Here is a 16,930-nt window from a genome sequence, read left to right on the forward strand (position 1 = left end):
CGCCGTCGCGCGCAGGGCGGCGCGGCGTTCATGTGTTCAATATACGCAGGTTCGTGCGGTTCGCGTAAGCGCCGAGCGTTCGCGGCGTTCGCGGCGGACGCGGCGGACGCGGCGGGCGCGGCGGGCGCGGCGGGCGCGCTCCGGCGGTTGCGACCTCGGGCGAACCGCTCGGCGCCGCGGCGATCCGCGCGGAATTGGGCTGAATCGCGTCGTTCAGGCCGCATACGCGTACGCATCGAGGGGTCGGCGCGCCGTCTCGGCGTCGCCCTGCGCCGCACCGGCGGGGGCCCCGAGCGCAAACGCCGCGGCCGCGCCGATCGCGTCGCCGATCAGGATCACCGCCGGGCTGCCGAACCCGGCGGCGGCGGCATCGGCGGCGAGGCGGCCGAGCCGGCTCAAGAGGCGCCGCTCGTCGGCCGTTCCCGCCCATTGGACGACGGCCGCCGGCGTCGAGGCCGCCAGCGTTTCGCCAAGCCGCGCGCACACGTGCTCGATCCGGCTCATGCCCATATAAATCGCAAGCGTGGTGCGGGTCGCGGCGAGCGCGGCCCAATCGGGCTCGCTGTTGTCCTGCAGATGGGCCGTGACGAACGTCACGCCCTGGCAATGCTCGCGATGCGTGAGCGACACGCCAAGCCCCGCGGCCGCCGCGAATCCCGACGAAATGCCGTTGACGATCTCGACCTCGATTCCTGCGCGGCGCAAGTCGGCGATTTCTTCGCCCGCGCGGCCGAACAAGAGCGCGTCGCCGCCTTTCGCGCGCACGACGTGAAGCCCCTTCGACGCATAGCGCCGCATCAGTCGCTGAATGAACGCTTGCGGCGTCGATTTGCAGCCGCCGCGCTTGCCGACGCGGACCACGCGCGCATTCGGCGCAAGCGTCGCGATCTGCGCGTTCGCGAGATCGTCGAGCAGGAGGACGTCGGCGCGTGCGAGCGCCTTCGCGGCGCGGATCGTCAGCAAATCCAGGTCGCCCGGGCCGGTGCTCAAGAGCGTGACTTTGCCAGTAGCCATCATCGTGTCCTTCCTGTCATAGCCGCGATGCAAACGATCAGTGAGCCGCGGCAGGCGCCTCGACGTAGAGGCGCCGGATTTCCGGCACGCACGAACCGCATACGCTGCCGCAGCCGAGTGTCGATTTCAATTCGGTAAGGTCCGCGCCCGCTGCGATCGCGTCGGCGATCTGCGATTGCGTGACTTGCTTGCAGTTGCAGATCACGCGGTCGCGCGGCGCGCGTTTGCCTTCGACGAACACCGCGTGCCGCGGGCCGCTCCACGGCGCCGCTTCGCGGACCCGGTCGATCAGCGCGGCGGCGCCGCTCGTGCCGTTGGCACCGCCCGCGAGCATGAAGCCGTCGACCACGTTGTCGCGCCACGCGACGCGTTTTTCGTGGCCGCGCCGGGCGTCGCGGTATTCGAGCAGATCCTCGCCGCGCGGCAAGCCGAGGGCGTCGTGAAGACGGTTGAGCCAGTCGGCGGGCGCCCTGGCGTCGGCCGCCGAGACGATCAGCATCTCGCCGCCGTCCTCGTCGGCTTCGATCCGCACCGAGGCATAGCGCCGCTCGCGCAAGAGCGGCTGCACGGCGGCCTGCAGCGCGAGCACGTCGCCGCCGCGCTTGGCGGCGACGAGCCGCCACGGCAGGTCCGCTGCCTGCACGCGCACGGCGGCGTGCTTGAGTTCGGGCTGTGCGGAATGCGGATCGACGGCGGGCACCGTCGTCTCGTTGATGCCGCCGCTGTTGAGGAATTGCCCGTTCCAGTGCATCGGCGCGAACACGGTGCCCGAGGCGACGTCGTCCGACACTTGCACCGGCAGCACGAGCGAGCCGCGGCGGCTCGCGACGGCGACGAGGTCGCCGTCCTTTAACCCGCGCCGCGCGGCGTCCGCGCGATGCATCGTCAGCGCGGGCTCGGGCGCGTGCGCGAACAGCGCGCCGGCGCGGCCGGTGCGGCTCATGCCGTGCCATTGGTCGCGCAGGCGTCCGGTGACGAGCCGGAACGGATAGCGCGCGTCGACCGGCTCCGCCACCGGCAGATAGGCCGTCGCATGAAAGCGCGCGCGGCCGTTGGCGGTGGCGAAGGTGCCGTCGGCGTAGCGGCGCGCCTGGCCGTGCGCCGCATCGGCCGCGAACGGCCATTGCTGCGGGCCGTCCGCTTCGAGCTTCGCGTACGACAGCCCGCCGATATCCAGATCGCGGCCCGCAGTCAGCACGCGATGTTCGTCGAACACCGCTTGCGGCGTTTCGAACGGAAACAGCGTTTGCGCCGGCGCCAGCCTCGCTTCGATGCGGCGTGCGACTTCATTGACGATCCACCAGTCGGGCTTCGCTTCGCCCGGCGCGTCGACCGCCGCTTGCACGCGCGAGATGCGCCGCTCCGAATTCGTGACGGTGCCCGATTTTTCGCCCCAGCTCGCGGCGGGCAGCAACACGTCCGCGTAGGGGACGGTATCGGTTTGCGCGAACGCTTCCTGCACGACGACGAATTCCGCGGTGTTCAGCGCTTCGCGCACGCGCGCGATATCGGGCATGGAATGCACGGGGTTCGTGCACGCGATCCAGATCGCCTTGATCTTGCCGTTGCGCACGGCCTCGAACATCTCGACGGCGGGCAGGCCCGGGCGGTCCGACAAAGCTTCTACGCCCCATAGCGCTTCCACCTCGGCACGGTGCTCGGCATTGCCGATGTCGCGATGCGCGGCGAGCATCGTCGCCATGCCGCCGACTTCGCGTCCGCCCATCGCGTTCGGCTGCCCCGTCAGCGAAAACGGCCCCGCGCCCGGCTTGCCGAGCTGGCGCGTCGCGAGATGCAGGTTGATGAGCGCGAGGTTCTTGTCGGTGCCGTGGCTCGATTGATTGAGGCCCATGCAATAGAGCGACAGCGCAGCCGGGCTCGCGCCGAACCACTCCGCCGCCTGCAGCAGCGCGCGCTCTTCGATCCCGCAGATCTCGGCCGCCATGCGCGGCGTGTAGTCGCGCACGAGCACCTTCAACGCCTCGAAGCCGACGGTGTGCGCGTCGATGTACGCGCGGTCGAGCAGGCCTTCCCAGATGAGGTGATGCAGCATGCCGTTGAAGAGCGCGACATCGGTGCCCGGCTGGATCGCGAGATGCAGATCGGCCATCGCCGCCATGTCGGTGCGGCGCGGATCGACGACGATCCAGCGGATAGCCGGATTTTTCGTCTTCGCTTCTTCGAGCCGCCGGAACAGCACCGGATGCGCGTACGCCATGTTGCTGCCCGCGAACAGCACGGTCTGCGCGAGTTCGAGGTCTTCATAGCAGGTGGGCGGGCCGTCTGCGCCGAACGCCTTCTTGTACGCGGTGACCGCGCTCGACATGCACAAACGCGAGTTCGTATCGATGTTGTTGGTCTTGAGGAGCCCCTTTGCGAGCTTGTTGAAGACGTAGTAATCCTCGGTCAGCAACTGGCCGGAGACGTAGAACGCGACCGCATCGGGGCCGTGCTGCTCGATCACCCGCGCGAACCGCTCGGCGACGAGATCGAGCGCGCTCGCCCAATCGGCGGGCTCGCGCTCGGCGTTGCGAGCCGTGCGGATTTCGGGGCGCAGCAAGCGCCCCGTCACGCTTTGCACCGTCAGCGGCAGCGAGCGGCCCTTCGTGCACAGCCGCCCGAAATTGGCCGGATGCTCCGGATCGCCTTGAATGCCCGTGATGCGGCCGTCCTCGGCTTCGACGAGCACGCCACAGCCCACGCCGCAATAGCAACAAGTGGAACGGGTGACGGTTTTCATGATGCCTTCCGCCGGGCCGCCCCAAGGAAGGCATCCGCCCCCTCGGGGGGCAGCGAACAAACGTGAGCGTGGGGGCCGTTCATATTCAAGCGGCTCAAGCGAGGCAGACGAAAACCGCGTCGCCTTCCACCTTCGCCGGAAAGCGCCGCGCGCAGCCTTCATCGGGCGCGCGCGCCTCGCCGCTTGCGAGCTCGATATTCCACGCGTGCAGCGGGCACGTGACGGTCTCGCCGTGCACGATGCCTTGCGACAGCGCACCGCCTTTGTGCGGGCAGTGGTCGAGCAGCGCGAACACCTTGTCCTGCGCGGTGCGGAAGAGGGCGACGTTGCCTTGCGCACGCTCGAGCACGCGGCTGCCGAGACGCGGGATGTCGGACACGTTGCACACATGAGTCCACGTCGAAGGGAATTGCATATCCATGGTCAGTTCCTTAAACCCCTAAACGTCGCTCAAGCGACAACCTTGATCGGGATGTACTCGTGCTTCTGCGCACCGCCCACGCGTGCTTCCCACGGATCGGGCAGTCCTTCGAGCGAGTACAGCAAACGCTCGTAGAGCGCCTTGCGGGTCGCGGCGTCGTCGACGATCTTCTTCTTGACGTAGTCGAGCCCGACGCGCGCGATGTAGTGCACCGTGCGGTCGAGGTAGTGCGCTTCCTCGCGATAGAGCTGCAGGAACGCGCCGCTGTATTCCTTGACCTCGTCGGACGTCTTCACCTTGGCGAGGAACTGCGCGACTTCGGTCTTGATGCCGCCGTTGCCGCCGACATACAGCTCCCAGCCGCTGTCGACCGCGATCACGCCGACGTCCTTGATGCCGGCCTCCGCGCAATTGCGCGGGCAGCCGGACACGGCGAGCTTCACTTTGTGCGGCGACCCCATGTTCGCGAGCATCGTTTCCAGATCGATGCCCATCTGCGTGCTGTTCTGCGTGCCGAAGCGGCAGAACTCGCTGCCCACGCAGGTCTTGACCGTGCGGATCGATTTGCCGTACGCGTGGCCCGACTTCATGCCGAGGTCTTTCCACACGTTGACGAGGTCCTCCTTCTTCACGCCGAGCAAGTCGATGCGCTGGCCGCCCGTGACCTTGACCATCGGAATGCGGTACTTGTCGGCGACATCGGCGATGCGGCGCAATTCGTCGGGCGTCGTGACGCCGCCTTTCATCTGCGGCACCACCGAGAACGTGTTGTCCTTCTGGATGTTCGCGTGCACGCGCTCGTTGACGAAGCGGCTTTGCGGATCGTCGACGGCGTCGCGCGGCCACGTCGAGATCAGGTAGTAGTTGATGGCGGGGCGGCAGGTCGCGCAGCCGTTCGGCGTGCGCCATTCGAGGAAGTCGTAGACGGCCTGGTGCGAGAACAGCTTGTGCTGGCGGATCGCCTTGCGCACTTCGTCGTGGCTGCGGTCCGTGCAGCCGCAGACGGCCTTCGTCTTCGGCGTTTCCTGGAAGCTCGTGCCGACCGTGCTCATCAGGATCTGTTCGACGAGACCCGAGCACGAGCCGCACGAGCTTGCCGCTTTCGTGTGCTTCTTGACGTCGTCGAGCGTGAAGAGGCCTTTCTCGGCGATCGCCTTGACGATCGTGCCCTTGCACACGCCGTTGCAGCCGCAGACTTCGTCGCTGTCGGCCATCGAGGCCGCTTTGTCGTGGCCTTGCACGCCCGCGTCGCCGATGCTCGATTCGCCGAACATGATGTGGTCGCGCAGTTCGCCGAGCTTGCGGCCTTCGCGCAGGAGCTTGAAGTACCACGCGCCGTCGGCGGTGTCGCCGTAGAGGCAGGCGCCGACCAGTTGGTCGTCCTTGATCACGAGCTTCTTGTAGACGCCGCCCGACGGGTCGGACAGCACGATCTCCTCCGTGCCGTCGTTGCCCAGGAAATCGCCCGCGGAAAAGAGATCGATGCCGGTGACCTTGAGCTTGGTCGACAGCACCGAGCCCTTGTAGCTGCCGATGCCCATCAGCGCGAGGTGGTTCGCGCACACCTTGGCCTGCTCGAAGAGCGGCGCGACGAGGCCGTACGCGACGCCGCGATGGCTCACGCATTCGCCGACCGCGTAGATGCGCGGGTCGTACGTCTGCAGCGTGTCGTTGACGACGATGCCGCGATTGCAATGCAGCCCCGCCGATTCGGCGAGCGTCGTGTTCGGGCGGATGCCGGCGGCCATCACGACGAGGTCGGCGGGGAGCGCGTCGCCGTCCTTGAAGCGCACGCCTGTCACAACGCCCGCTTCGTCGCCGAGGATTTCCGTCGTCGCCTTCGAGAGCAGGAACGCGAGCCCGCGTTCTTCGAGCGAGCGCTGCAGCAGCTTGCCGGCGGTCGCGTCGAGCTGGCGTTCGAGCAGCGTATCGGCGAGGTGCACGACAGTCACGTCCATGCCGCGCAGCTTCAGGCCATTCGCGGCTTCGAGGCCCAACAGGCCGCCGCCGATCACGACCGCGTGCTGCTTGACCTTGGCGGCTTCGATCATCGCTTCCGTATCGTAGATGTCGCGATACGTGATCACGCCTTTGAGCGTGTTGCCCGGCACCGGCAGGATGAACGGCGACGAACCGGTCGCGATCAGCAAGCGGTCGTAGGGGGCCTCCATGCCGTCATCCGTCGCGACGACGCGCTTCACGCGGTCGATCCTCGTGATCGTCTTGCCGAGGTGCAGATGCACGCCGTTTTCCTCGTACCACGCGAGCGGATTGAGGACGATGTCGTCGAACTTCTGCTCGCCGGCCAGCACCGGCGAGAGCAGGATGCGGTTGTAGTTCGGATGCGGCTCGGCGCCGAACACGGTGATGTCGTAGTGATCGGGAGCGAGCGCGAGCAGCTCTTCGATCGTGCGGATGCCGGCCATGCCATTGCCGATGACGACGAGACGGGGCTTGTTCATGATTTCCATTCCTACAGGTTCGATCCGGGGCGATTCGATTCGGTGCTGTTCGGTGCTATTCCGTGCCTTGCGCCTGACGCGGGCTCAAACGCGGGCGGTCGCGCCTGTCCACGACGCGCGCCAGCGGCGCTTGACGTTGGAAAGGCCGAGCCAGCCGAGCAGCGCGAGGCACGCGAAGAGCCACAGGCCGGCGGAGTAGACGCCGGTGGCCTGCTTGATCGCGCCGAGGCTCGCGGTCAGCGCGAAGCCGCCGACGCCGCCCGCCATGCCGACCAGTCCGGTCATCACGCCGATATCTTTCGCGAAGCGCTGCGGCACGAGCTGGAACACCGCGCCGTTGCCGAGCCCCAAGCACAGCATCGCGACGATGAAGAGCACGAGCGACGCGGCCGGCGCGCCGGCGCTGAAGCCGGCCGTGCCGATCAGCGCCGCCACCGCGCCGTACACGGTCAAAAGCGAACGCGTGCCGCCGATGCGGTCGGCGAGCAGCCCGCCGAACGGACGCATCACCGAGCCCGCGAAGACGCACGCGGCGGTCGCCAAGCCCGCGGTCTTCGGATCGAACGCGAATTGATCGTGGAAGTAGCCGGGCAGCGAGCTCGCGAAGCCCGAGAAGCCGCCGAACGTGAGCGCGTAGAAGAACATGAACCACCACGCGTCGCGGTTCGCGAGCATGCGGGCGTAGTCGCGCAGATGCTTGTGCGGCGACGGGACCGGCGCGTCTTTCGCGCAGAAGAAATAGATGACGAGCGCGAAGCCGAGCGGGATGCACGCGATGCCGAACACGTTCTGCCAGCCGAGCGCGACGGCGAGCGCGGGCGCGAAGAGCGCGGCGAGCACCGTGCCCGAGTTGCCCGCACCGGCGATGCCCATCGCGGTGCCTTGATGGTGCGGCGGATACCAGCGCGACGCGAGCGGCAGCGCGACGGCGAACGACGCGCCCGCGACGCCGAGGAGCGCGCCGAACACGAGCGCCTGCGCCATGCTGTGAACGCCGATGCGCCACGCGCCGAAGAGCGCGGCCATCACGACAATCTGGCCCAAGAGGCCCGCGCGCTTCGCGCCGATGCGGTCGGCGAGCATGCCCATCGGCAAGCGCAGCAGCGCGCCCGCGAGGATCGGCGTGGCGACCATCAGCGCGCGTTGCTGGGTCGAGAGCTCGAGCGTCTTCGCGATCTGGATCTGCAGCGGCCCGAGCAGATACCAGACCATGAAGCTCAGGTCGAAATAGAGGAAGGCAGAAAAGAGCGTCGGCGTGTGCCCACTGCGCCAGAAGCTGCGGTCCATGTTGAGTTCCGTCGTCGTGCCGCGAGGGGAAGCGAAACCGCCGCGGCGAACGTCGAAGCGCCATTGCTCGACCAAAAAAAACGGCGTCCGCCCGTGTCGATGCACGAGGGGACGCCGTTGTCCTGGTGGGCCGCCGCTTGATCGGCGATTGATCCGATGAGGTCGCGCGGGCCCGGTGATTCATGCCGCCCGGCGCCGTTGCCGGGTACGGGCAAGCATTACGCAACCTCCGTGCCAGTCTGCGCAATGGCCGGAAAGCCAATGCCGGCGCGCCTTTGCGCGCTTTGCACCAAATTGTGCTGTTGCACCGCAGCAGTGCGGCGCGCTGCGCTGCCGCACAGGTTCGGCGCGGTGTGCCTCGTGTTGGTGGGTTACGTACGCGACATCAGTCCATTACGGCTATGCGAGACGGCATGGCGGCTGACGTGGCCCTATGACCTCATAAAGTGTCATATAAGACACTTTATATGGAAAATGTCGATTAAAGTTCAATATGCGATACGTAATTTTTGGTCGACAGTGTGCCCTATAAGATGCAATATCGGCCTGATTGCACTTAACGTATCGCAGGTGGCACATGAACCTCTTTGAGCTAGGGGAAACGTTTCGCCTCGCCCGGATTGCCGCAAACAAGACTCAGCAGCAGGTTGCGGAGCAGAGCGGCATCACTCGCGCGCGGATTAGCCGCTTTGAGACCGGGCTGCTTCCGGAACTCGGCACAGTAAAGCTGCTGAGTCTCTTCGAGGCAGTGGGGCTCGAGCTTATTGCTCGCCCAATCGGCCATGGGCGTACGCTCGACGACGTTCTGACCGAGCAGCGAACGCCTGCTGTTTCCGTAGAGGAAACCCGGCGGCGCGTCCGGCTCCCGCGTTCTGAGGCCAGTGTCAAGACCACTGGAAAAGGCGAATAGCTCATGGCCGTACTCGACATCTACTGCAATTCAACGTTGGTTGGGACCCTGACGGAAGAGGCACAAAGTGGCGTCTTCACCTATCTGCCCGGTACGTCGACGGCCGACGTCGTCTCGCTGCTCATGCCGGTACGAAACGGCTCCTACATGTGGCCTGGAGGCATCATGCCTTCGTTTCAGATGAATCTGCCGGAAGGCTTCAAGAAGGACCTCATCCGTCAAGGCGCAAGGCCTCGAGGACATCAAGCCTGATGCGAAGCCCGGAAAGGGTGTGCCCGCGCCTTTGCGAGAGAAGGCGGGGCTGTCCGACACGCGTTCGGACACTAGGCGAAAAGCCGATAACCCGTATGTCGACCCGGACGGACCATATGGTCACAAGTCGCGATGACTGGGCGTAGCGCTTCCACTTCCGGCTCGCGCCTCACACCGCGGAATTCCGCTGAAGACTGTCAAAGTTCGATGCTAGAGTTTCGCGTTCCGTCTGCGTCAGACGCGGCAGACCTCGAACAAGCGCCTGCGTTTTTTCTGTGAAGGAGAGGGAGTAATTCGATGAGCGGACGATTCAATCCGGCGCTGACCGCGCTGCTGGCCGCCGCGCTCTTCGGCGCGACCACGCCCCTCGCGCGCGTGCTGCTCGGAACGCTCTCGCCCTTTATGGTCGCGGGGCTGTTCTACGTGGGAAGCGGCGTCGGCCTTGCCGCATGCCTGTTCTTCAAGCGGGCGCTGCGGGCGATGGCTTCCGGCTCGTCCTCCGATCAGCACGAAGGCCGTATCGCCGCGTCCGAAGTGCCGTGGCTGCTCGGCGCGATCGCGGCGGGCGGCGTCGCCGGGCCCGCGCTTCTGATGCTCGGCCTCGCCACCACGCCGGCGGCAACCGCGTCGCTGCTGTTGAATCTCGAAGGCGTGCTCACCGCCGTGATCGCATGGGTGGTGTTTCGCGAGAACGTCGATTTGCAGGTGTTCCTCGGGATGGTTGCGATCGTCGCCGGCGGCGTGCTGCTTTCGCAGCATCCGGGCGCGGCGGGCGTGCCGCTTGGGGCGCTCTTGATTGCCGGCGCGTGCCTGTGCTGGGCGGTCGACAACAACCTCACGCGCAAAGTCTCGACCAACGATGCGATGGTGATCGCGTGCCTGAAGGGCCTGATTGCGGGGCCGGTGAATCTTGCGATCGGGCTTGCGCTCGGCGCGCATTTCCCTTCTCTCGCCAAGACGGCTGCCGCGATGACGACGGGCTTCGCCGGCTACGGCGCGAGCCTCGTGCTGTTCGTCGTCGCGCTGCGCAATCTCGGCACGGCGCGCACCGGCGCCTACTTTTCGGTCGCGCCGCTGTTCGGGGTGGCGCTGTCGCTGTTGATTTGGCCGGAGTGGCCGTCCGCGCTGTTCTGGGCCGCCGCCGCGCTAATGGCCGTGGGCATCTGGCTTCACATCCGCGAGCGTCACGAACACGCGCACGCGCACGAGGCGCTCGGACATACGCATCGGCACCGGCACGACGAACACCATCAGCACACGCACGACTTTCCCTATGCCGGCGACGAGCCGCACGCCCATCCGCATGTCCATGCGCGCATCACGCACACGCACGCGCACTTTCCGGATATCCATCACCGCCATTCACATTGAGGCGCGCCGCGCGGGCGGCGCGCAGCCCTTCCGAAATGCCGGCCTCTTCGATCGAGAAATAGACAAGCCATGACGGGCGCCGCCGGGACCAGGCCTGCACCATCGCGTTTATCGCCGAGCGGAGTCTGGGCAGGCTTGACATGGTCAGTCAGTCTGTATGGGGGAATGGACTGATGGCACGCGCTGTCAGGCAATGATGGTAAAGAGCGGGAAATGAGTCGTAAAGCGCAAATTAAATCGGCTATCCGTATTTGGCGGTTGGTACCGGCGTGCCGCAAAAGTCGGGTCCGCTAACCATGCGTCGCTCGGCGGACGCGTTTCGACCCCTCCTGGCCGCTGATATTTCACAAACGAAGGGCAGCTCACTCAAACTAGACCGGTCATTCCGGCAAGTCCTGTCGCCGACCAGACGTCGGCATATTTGCATTTTGTAGCCGGCAGGACGTTCGCAACGGTGAATATGGAAGAGGACCGGCCTAATGGGTCAATTGAAGATACCGGTCTTTTGCGACACCGCCGACTCGCTCATCGAATAGCGCTTCACGATGTTATTGGTATCGAACAGCACGACCAACTCCTTCTTCTGGCCGCTGGCACTCGATCCGAGCAAGTTGATGACCGGAATGTAATTCACGGCATCGCCATGCATCTTGGTCAACTCGTAATGCCATATTTCCAGGCCACCGTCCGTAAATTCGGTCTTCATCGGCGAGCCGAACATGTTACGGATCTCGTCCTTCGTCGTTTTGCCTTGGACGATCTTGGTGGAAACGGTGGCCTCCGTTTCCGAGCGCAGCGAATCGTTACCCGTACCGGCGCAACCGGCTAGCGTGAGGACGCCTGCAACGATAGCAGCAGCAACTGCGAGTTTCTTCATGTTCCCTCGTAGACGTTGGTAAATTCTTGAGCACGACGAATCGCGAACCGCTGTTATTGGGCGGTCTCTTTACTATCGGCTATACAACGCGAAACTTTAGGGAACTCCGACAGTACGAAGGTCGGGTCGCGCTTGGCGGATTCAACCGCTGAATACGGATACCCATTCAATCAAGGCATGCCTACGTCAACAGGTAGCCGCGGCCTGGCGCGGCTGCGTCGGGCACCTCCTTGCCGCACAACTCGAGCAGAGACCGCTTGGTATTGCGCCTCATCGCATCCAGCGCGAGGTGGTGGGGAGCGCAACGGCCGCGGGCGGCGCCGACTTGTGCAGCAGCACCGGAATCGACTTCGAGGTCGGCGTATTGCACACGTCGCCGACGCTCGAAAGCGGCACGAGCGGATTCGTCTCCGGGTAGTACGAGCCGATGCAGCCGCGCGGAATGTCGTATTCGACGAGCAGGAACGAATCGGCGCGGCGTTCGATACCGTCGTCCCACACCGTCGTCATGTCGACCCAGTCGCCGTGCTCGAAGCCGAGCATCTGCAGATCCGCGGCGTTGATGAACACGACGCGGCGCTGGCCGAACACGCCGCGATAGCGGTCGTCGAGCGCGTAGATCGTCGTGTTGTATTGGTCGTGCGAGCGGGTCGTCATCAGTGTCATCAAGCGTTCGCCGTGCTGTTTTTTCGCGCGGCGAATGGGCGTGTCTGCTTCGATCCCGTGCACGACGAAGTTCGCGCGGCCGGTGTCGGTCTTCCAGTCGCGCTCGCGCGAAGCGACGCGCAGATGAAAACCGCCCGGATGTCCGATGCGTTCGTTGTAGTTGTCGAAGCCGTCGATGACTTGCTCGATCGCATCGCGCACGCGCGAGTAGTCGCGCGCGTAATGGAGCCAGTCGACCTTGCTGCTGCCGAGCGTGGCGTGCGCGAGGTTCGCGACGATCGCCGTTTCCGACATCAGGTTCTTCGACGCGGGACTATTCATGCCGTACGAGACGTGCACCATGCTCATCGAGTCCTCGACGGTCACGCCTTGCGCGACGCCGCCTTGGAGATCGATTTCGGTGCGGCCGAGCGTCGGCAGGATCAGCGCGTCCTTGCCGTGAACCAGATGGCTGCGGTTGAGCTTGGTCGTGATGTGCACGGTCAGGTCGCACGCGCGCAACGCCTCCCAGGTGCGGGGCGTGTCCGGCGTCGCGATCGAGAAATTGCCGCCCAGGCCGATGAACACCTTGAGATGGCCTTCGAGCATCGCTTCGATCGTTTCGACCACGTCGTAGCCGTGCTCGCGCGGCGGCTCGAAATCGAACACCTGGCCGAGACGGTCGAGAAACGCTTGCGCCGGTTTTTCCTCGATGCCGACCGTGCGGTTGCCCTGCACGTTCGAGTGGCCGCGCACCGGGCACAGGCCCGCGCCTTCGCGGCCGATATTGCCGCGCATCATCATCAGGTTCGACAGCATGTGCACGGTCTGCACCGAGTTCTTGTGCTGCGTGATGCCCATGCCCCAGGTGGCGATCACGCGACGGCCCGCGGCGTAGATGCGCGCGAGGCCTTCGATGTCTTCGCGCGCGACGCCCGATTCCGCTTCGAGCGCCGGCCAGCTTTCCGCGCGCAAGTCCGCGGCGAACGCTTCGAAGCCCGAGGTGTGCTCGTCGATGAAGGCGACGTCGAGTATCCGTTCGCGGCCGGCTTCGAGCGCTTGATCGTCGAGTTCGAGCACGCGCTTGGCGACGCCCTTGAGCAGCGCGAAATCGCCGCCGAGCTTCGGCTGAATGAACGTGGTCGCGATCTTCGTGCTCGACATCGTCAGCATTTCGACCGGATGCTGCGGGCTGGCAAAGCGTTCGAGGCCGCGCTCCTTCAGCGGGTTGATCGAGACGATCGACGCGCCGCGCTTCGCGCATTCGCGCAGTTCGCCGAGCATGCGCGGGTGGTTCGTGGCCGGGTTCTGGCCGAAGATCAGGATCGTGTCGGCGTGCTCGAAGTCGTCGAGCGTGACCGTGCCCTTGCCGATGCCGACGGTCGCCGGCAAGCCGCGGCTCGTCGCCTCGTGGCACATGTTCGAGCAGTCGGGAAAGTTGTTCGTGCCGTACATCCGCACGAAAAGCTGGTACAGGAACGCGGCTTCGTTGCTTGCGCGGCCCGAGGTATAGAAGGCGGCGCGATCGGGATCGTCGAGCGCCTTCAAGTGCTTCGCGATCAGTTGGAACGCGTCGTCCCAGGCGATCGGCCGGTACGTGCCGGTGAGCGCGTCGTAGCGCATCGGGTCCGTCAGGCGGCCGTGCTGTTCGAGTTCGTAGTCGCTCTGCTTCATCAGCGCTTCGACCGTGTGCTCGGCGAAAAAGGCCGGCGTCACGCGCTTGGTGGTCGCTTCGGCGGCGACCGCCTTGACGCCGTTCTCGCAGAACTCGAACGTCGACGCGTGGTTGCGGTCGGGCCACGCGCAGCCGGGGCAATCGAAGCCGTCGGGCTGGTTTTGCTTGAGCAGCGTCTTGTAGTTGCCGCCCGCGACCCGCTCCTTGATGAGATTGATCGCGACGTACTTGAGCGCGCCCCAGCCCGCGGCGGGCTGGTTGTAGGGCTCGATGCGTCCTTGCGGCTTGCGGGGCTTTTCCATGATGTCTGTTCCGAAACTTCGCGCTGCGATGCACTTGACGCGGGGCATGAAGGCTTGGCGCGATCGATGACGGAAGGTTAAGCGCCTTGGGCTTCGCGTTGAGCACACACATCCGCAGCGCAGAAAAGAGTACAGTTCTGGTCACGCTAACCGGCAGCGACAACTGTGCTCTTGAAGCTTGCAATTGGCTGTCGGTGGCGAGACCGCAAACTGGGGAACAGGGTGAAGCTTTACGAAAAGCTTGCGAAGGAAATCGAAGACCTGATCTCGCAGGGCGTGTTTCGCCACGGCGATCGCATCCCTTCCATCCGGCAGACGAGCCAGCATCGGCAGATCAGCATCACGACGGTGCTGCACGCGTATCTGCTGCTCGAAAGCAAGGGCATCGTCGAAAGCCGTCCGCAGTCCGGTTTTTTCGTGAGGCTGCCCGCCGGCGCCGGCGGCCGGGTCGAGAACGCGCTGCGCACGTCGAAGCCGATTGCCGTCTCGGCGCAGGTCGACGTGAGCCGGCTCGTGCTTTCGACCTTGCGCTCGATCCGCAGCGGCTCGGCGATACCGCTCGGCTCGCCTTATCCCGATCCGAAGCTTTTTCCGTCCGACAAGATCAGCCGCTACGGTTCCGCGATCGTGCGCCGCAAGTCGCAATGGGGCGTCACCGACGAACTGCCGCCCGGCAACCCGGAATTGATCCGGCAAATCGCGCGTCGCTATTTGGAAAACGGCGAGCCGGTCGATCCCAACGAGATCGTCGTCACGGTCGGCGCGACCGAGGCGATCAATCTCTGCCTGCAGGCGGTCGCGAAACCGGGGGACACGGTGGCGGTCGAGTCGCCGACGTACTACGCGATGCTGCATGCGATCGAACGTATGGGCATGCGCGCGATCGAGGTCGCGACGCATCCGGACGAGGGCATCGATCTCGGCGCACTCGCGGCGATCCTGGACAAGGCGCGCATCGCGGCCTGCATGGTGATGCCGAATTTCCAGAATCCGCTCGGGTTTCAAATGCCCGAGGAGAAGAAGCGCGAGCTGGTGGACCTGCTCGCGCGGCACAACGTGCCCGTCATCGAGAGCGATGTCTACCAGGAACTGTATTTCGGCGACTCGCATCCGCGCTCGTTGAAATCGTTCGACACGAACGGGCTCGTGCTGCACTGCGCGTCGTTTTCGAAGAGCCTGACCTCGGCCTACCGGATCGGCTGGGCGATGGCCGGGCGCTTTCACGAGCAGGTGGAAAAGCTCAAGTTCCTCAATACGCTGACCACACCCTCCGTTCCGCAGCTCGCCATCGCCGAGTACCTGAAGAACGACGGCTACGAGCATCACTTGCGGCGCGTGCGCAAGGTGTACGCGCAGCAGGCGAACCTGATGACGGCCACCGTCAAGCGCTTCTTTCCCGAGGGCACGCGGACCTCGCACCCGATGGGCGGCTACGTCCTCTGGGTAGAGCTGCCGCCGGCCGTCGACTCGATGAGGCTTTACCAACTCGCGCTCGAAAACGGCATCACGATCGGGCCGGGCTATATGTTCTCGGCGACGAACAGCTACCGCAATTTCATCCGCCTCAACTACAGCTACACGTGGTCGCCCGAAATCGAAGAGGCCTTGATCACGCTGGGCAAGCTCGTGACGGCGTGCATGCGCTGACGGCGCCGATTCCCCGCTTCGGCGCTTCCCCGCTTCTGCGACGGATGTTCAGGCGCGACAGCAGCTGGTCCGACGCGTTCATCGCGAACGACGGCTTGCCGGGCAAGACGCACAGCACGTCGTCGCAGACCTCCTCGACGAAGCTGCGGCTCGCTCGCGATCGTTTGCCGAGTGCGGCGCTTTCGGTTTCCAGCGTCATATAGATGCCGCGGACCCGGCCGGCTTCGCTCAAGCCCGGCAGCGTCGCGCGCAGCGTATCGAGCTGCTGTTCGAGCCGCGCGAGATCGATGCGATGGTTCTTGTCGGTCCGGATCGGGCTCGTGCCGTGCGTGTACAGCAGCACGGTCGAGCCGTCCGCCGTGTATTGCGGCGCGATCGACATCTGCGCATCGGGCACCACGATGCTTCCGTTCGCGACGGCACCGCGCATCGTGACGACCTGGCACACCCGCGTTTCTATCGTCAAGCTCGTTTCCACGCCGGGGATGGTGCTCAGCACCTTGGGCGTGTTGACCCCGGCGCAGACGATGAGCTTTCCGGCCGTGATCAGCTGGTCGCCCGCGAAAAGGCGATAGCCCTGCCAGCAACGGCTGACATGCCTGATCGGGCCGCACCTTAGCAGGTCGCGATTCGCCTGGCGCAGCTTGGCGACGAGCTCGCGGCCGTCGAGCAACATGTGGGGGAACGAAAACACCTCTTTCAGGCGGTGTCCGCTCAAGAGCCCGGTCTTGACCGACGTCCGCGCATAGGGGACGTCGAGCGCGTCCCAGGTCTGGGTCCACCGGCTGCTGTCGTCCACAAAGCCGACATAGGATTCGGTCGAGCGGATACGGACGCCGAGCCGTCGAATCATGTTTTGCCAGCTCGGGTAGGTGTCGCGAAGCTGGCTCGTCAATTCGCGCTCGGCATAGAAGTGTCCGCGGTGCACGTAGAACGGCAGGCGGTGCGTCTGGCCGTCGCCGGCGTGCGAATCGGGTTCGACACAGCAGACGTTCAAGCCGAGCGCGCGCATTCTGTCCAAAACGACCAGTGCCTGGATGCCGGTGCCGATGATGACGTAGTCGCAATTCATGATGTTTCCATCTCCTCTAGATATAGCGAAGCAAAGCCGTCCGCGGGATTGGGGCGGCTCGCGGTTTCGGTCTCATGCGAGCGATCACGAATCCATTCGCAATCGATTCGGATAACGAAGGATGTCGTTCTCGAGGTTGTCCTTCAGAGCTCGAGCCACATCGCGCGATGCGTCATGGCGACGGGTGGACTATAAAAGGACGCGCCGAATTAATCTGTTGGAAAAGTATGTCGCGCGGTTTCAATGCGCTCTTGG

Annotated in this window: 12 protein-coding genes; 4 read left to right on the forward strand and 8 right to left on the reverse strand. The window is 65.1% G+C overall.

Annotated features, from left to right (window positions below; translation table 11 throughout):
• Nucleotides 1–213: 213 nt before the first annotated feature.
• From cobA to J3489_RS22680, 5 genes are all read right to left on the reverse strand, one after another.
• Complete coding sequence (gene cobA / locus J3489_RS22660; RefSeq protein ID WP_207001816.1) at nucleotides 214–1,017, reverse strand: uroporphyrinogen-III C-methyltransferase; 804 nt, start codon at nucleotides 1,015–1,017, stop codon at nucleotides 214–216.
• Between the two features lie 34 nt (nucleotides 1,018–1,051).
• Nucleotides 1,052–3,754: a nitrate reductase gene (locus J3489_RS22665; RefSeq protein WP_207001818.1), complete on the reverse strand. Its 2,703-nt coding sequence runs from the start codon at nucleotides 3,752–3,754 to the stop codon at nucleotides 1,052–1,054.
• Nucleotides 3,755–3,848: 94 nt separating this feature from the next.
• Nucleotides 3,849–4,175, reverse strand: coding sequence for a nitrite reductase small subunit NirD (nirD, locus tag J3489_RS22670; protein WP_207001820.1), 327 nt, complete (start codon nucleotides 4,173–4,175; stop codon nucleotides 3,849–3,851).
• A gap of 29 nt (nucleotides 4,176–4,204) precedes the next feature.
• On the reverse strand, nucleotides 4,205–6,637 hold the full coding sequence (gene nirB, locus J3489_RS22675; RefSeq protein WP_207001822.1) for a nitrite reductase large subunit NirB: 2,433 nt from the start codon (nucleotides 6,635–6,637) through the stop codon (nucleotides 4,205–4,207).
• An 84-nt stretch (nucleotides 6,638–6,721) separates the two neighbouring features.
• Nucleotides 6,722–7,924 (reverse strand): nitrate/nitrite transporter, encoded by a 1,203-nt coding sequence (locus tag J3489_RS22680; protein ID WP_207001824.1) that lies wholly within the window; start codon nucleotides 7,922–7,924, stop codon nucleotides 6,722–6,724.
• 577 nt (nucleotides 7,925–8,501) lie between these two features.
• On the opposite strand from J3489_RS22680, the gene J3489_RS22685 reads away from it, so the two are divergent.
• The 3 genes from J3489_RS22685 (at nucleotide 8,502) to J3489_RS22695 (ending at nucleotide 10,457) form a co-directional block, all read left to right on the forward strand.
• The gene (locus J3489_RS22685; protein ID WP_207001826.1) at nucleotides 8,502–8,834 is read left to right on the forward strand and encodes a helix-turn-helix domain-containing protein; all 333 of its coding nucleotides are present in this window, start codon (nucleotides 8,502–8,504) and stop codon (nucleotides 8,832–8,834) included.
• Between the two features lie 3 nt (nucleotides 8,835–8,837).
• Nucleotides 8,838–9,086: a HipA N-terminal domain-containing protein gene (locus J3489_RS22690; protein WP_242540219.1), complete on the forward strand. Its 249-nt coding sequence runs from the start codon at nucleotides 8,838–8,840 to the stop codon at nucleotides 9,084–9,086.
• Nucleotides 9,087–9,383: 297 nt separating this feature from the next.
• Nucleotides 9,384–10,457: a DMT family transporter gene (locus J3489_RS22695; protein ID WP_207001828.1), complete on the forward strand. Its 1,074-nt coding sequence runs from the start codon at nucleotides 9,384–9,386 to the stop codon at nucleotides 10,455–10,457.
• Nucleotides 10,458–10,941: 484 nt separating this feature from the next.
• On the opposite strand, the gene J3489_RS22700 is transcribed toward J3489_RS22695, so the two are convergent.
• Together J3489_RS22700 and J3489_RS22705 are read right to left on the reverse strand one after the other, a co-directional pair.
• Nucleotides 10,942–11,334 (reverse strand): SEN1984 family lipoprotein, encoded by a 393-nt coding sequence (locus J3489_RS22700; RefSeq protein ID WP_207001830.1) that lies wholly within the window; start codon nucleotides 11,332–11,334, stop codon nucleotides 10,942–10,944.
• Between the two features lie 270 nt (nucleotides 11,335–11,604).
• On the reverse strand, nucleotides 11,605–13,956 hold the full coding sequence (locus tag J3489_RS22705; protein ID WP_207001832.1) for an FdhF/YdeP family oxidoreductase: 2,352 nt from the start codon (nucleotides 13,954–13,956) through the stop codon (nucleotides 11,605–11,607).
• 222 nt (nucleotides 13,957–14,178) lie between these two features.
• Here J3489_RS22705 and J3489_RS22710 point away from each other — a divergent pair, with 222 nt between their 5' ends.
• On the forward strand, nucleotides 14,179–15,603 hold the full coding sequence (locus J3489_RS22710; RefSeq protein WP_207001834.1) for an aminotransferase-like domain-containing protein: 1,425 nt from the start codon (nucleotides 14,179–14,181) through the stop codon (nucleotides 15,601–15,603).
• Here J3489_RS22710 and J3489_RS22715 read toward each other — a convergent pair.
• Nucleotides 15,566–16,675, reverse strand: coding sequence for an FAD-dependent oxidoreductase (locus J3489_RS22715; RefSeq protein ID WP_207001836.1), 1,110 nt, complete (start codon nucleotides 16,673–16,675; stop codon nucleotides 15,566–15,568). The genes J3489_RS22710 and J3489_RS22715 overlap by 38 nt on opposite strands.
• Nucleotides 16,676–16,930: the final 255 nt, after the last annotated feature.

The organism is Trinickia mobilis (assembly GCF_017315705.1).
GTDB lineage: Bacteria > Pseudomonadota > Gammaproteobacteria > Burkholderiales > Burkholderiaceae > Trinickia_A > Trinickia_A mobilis.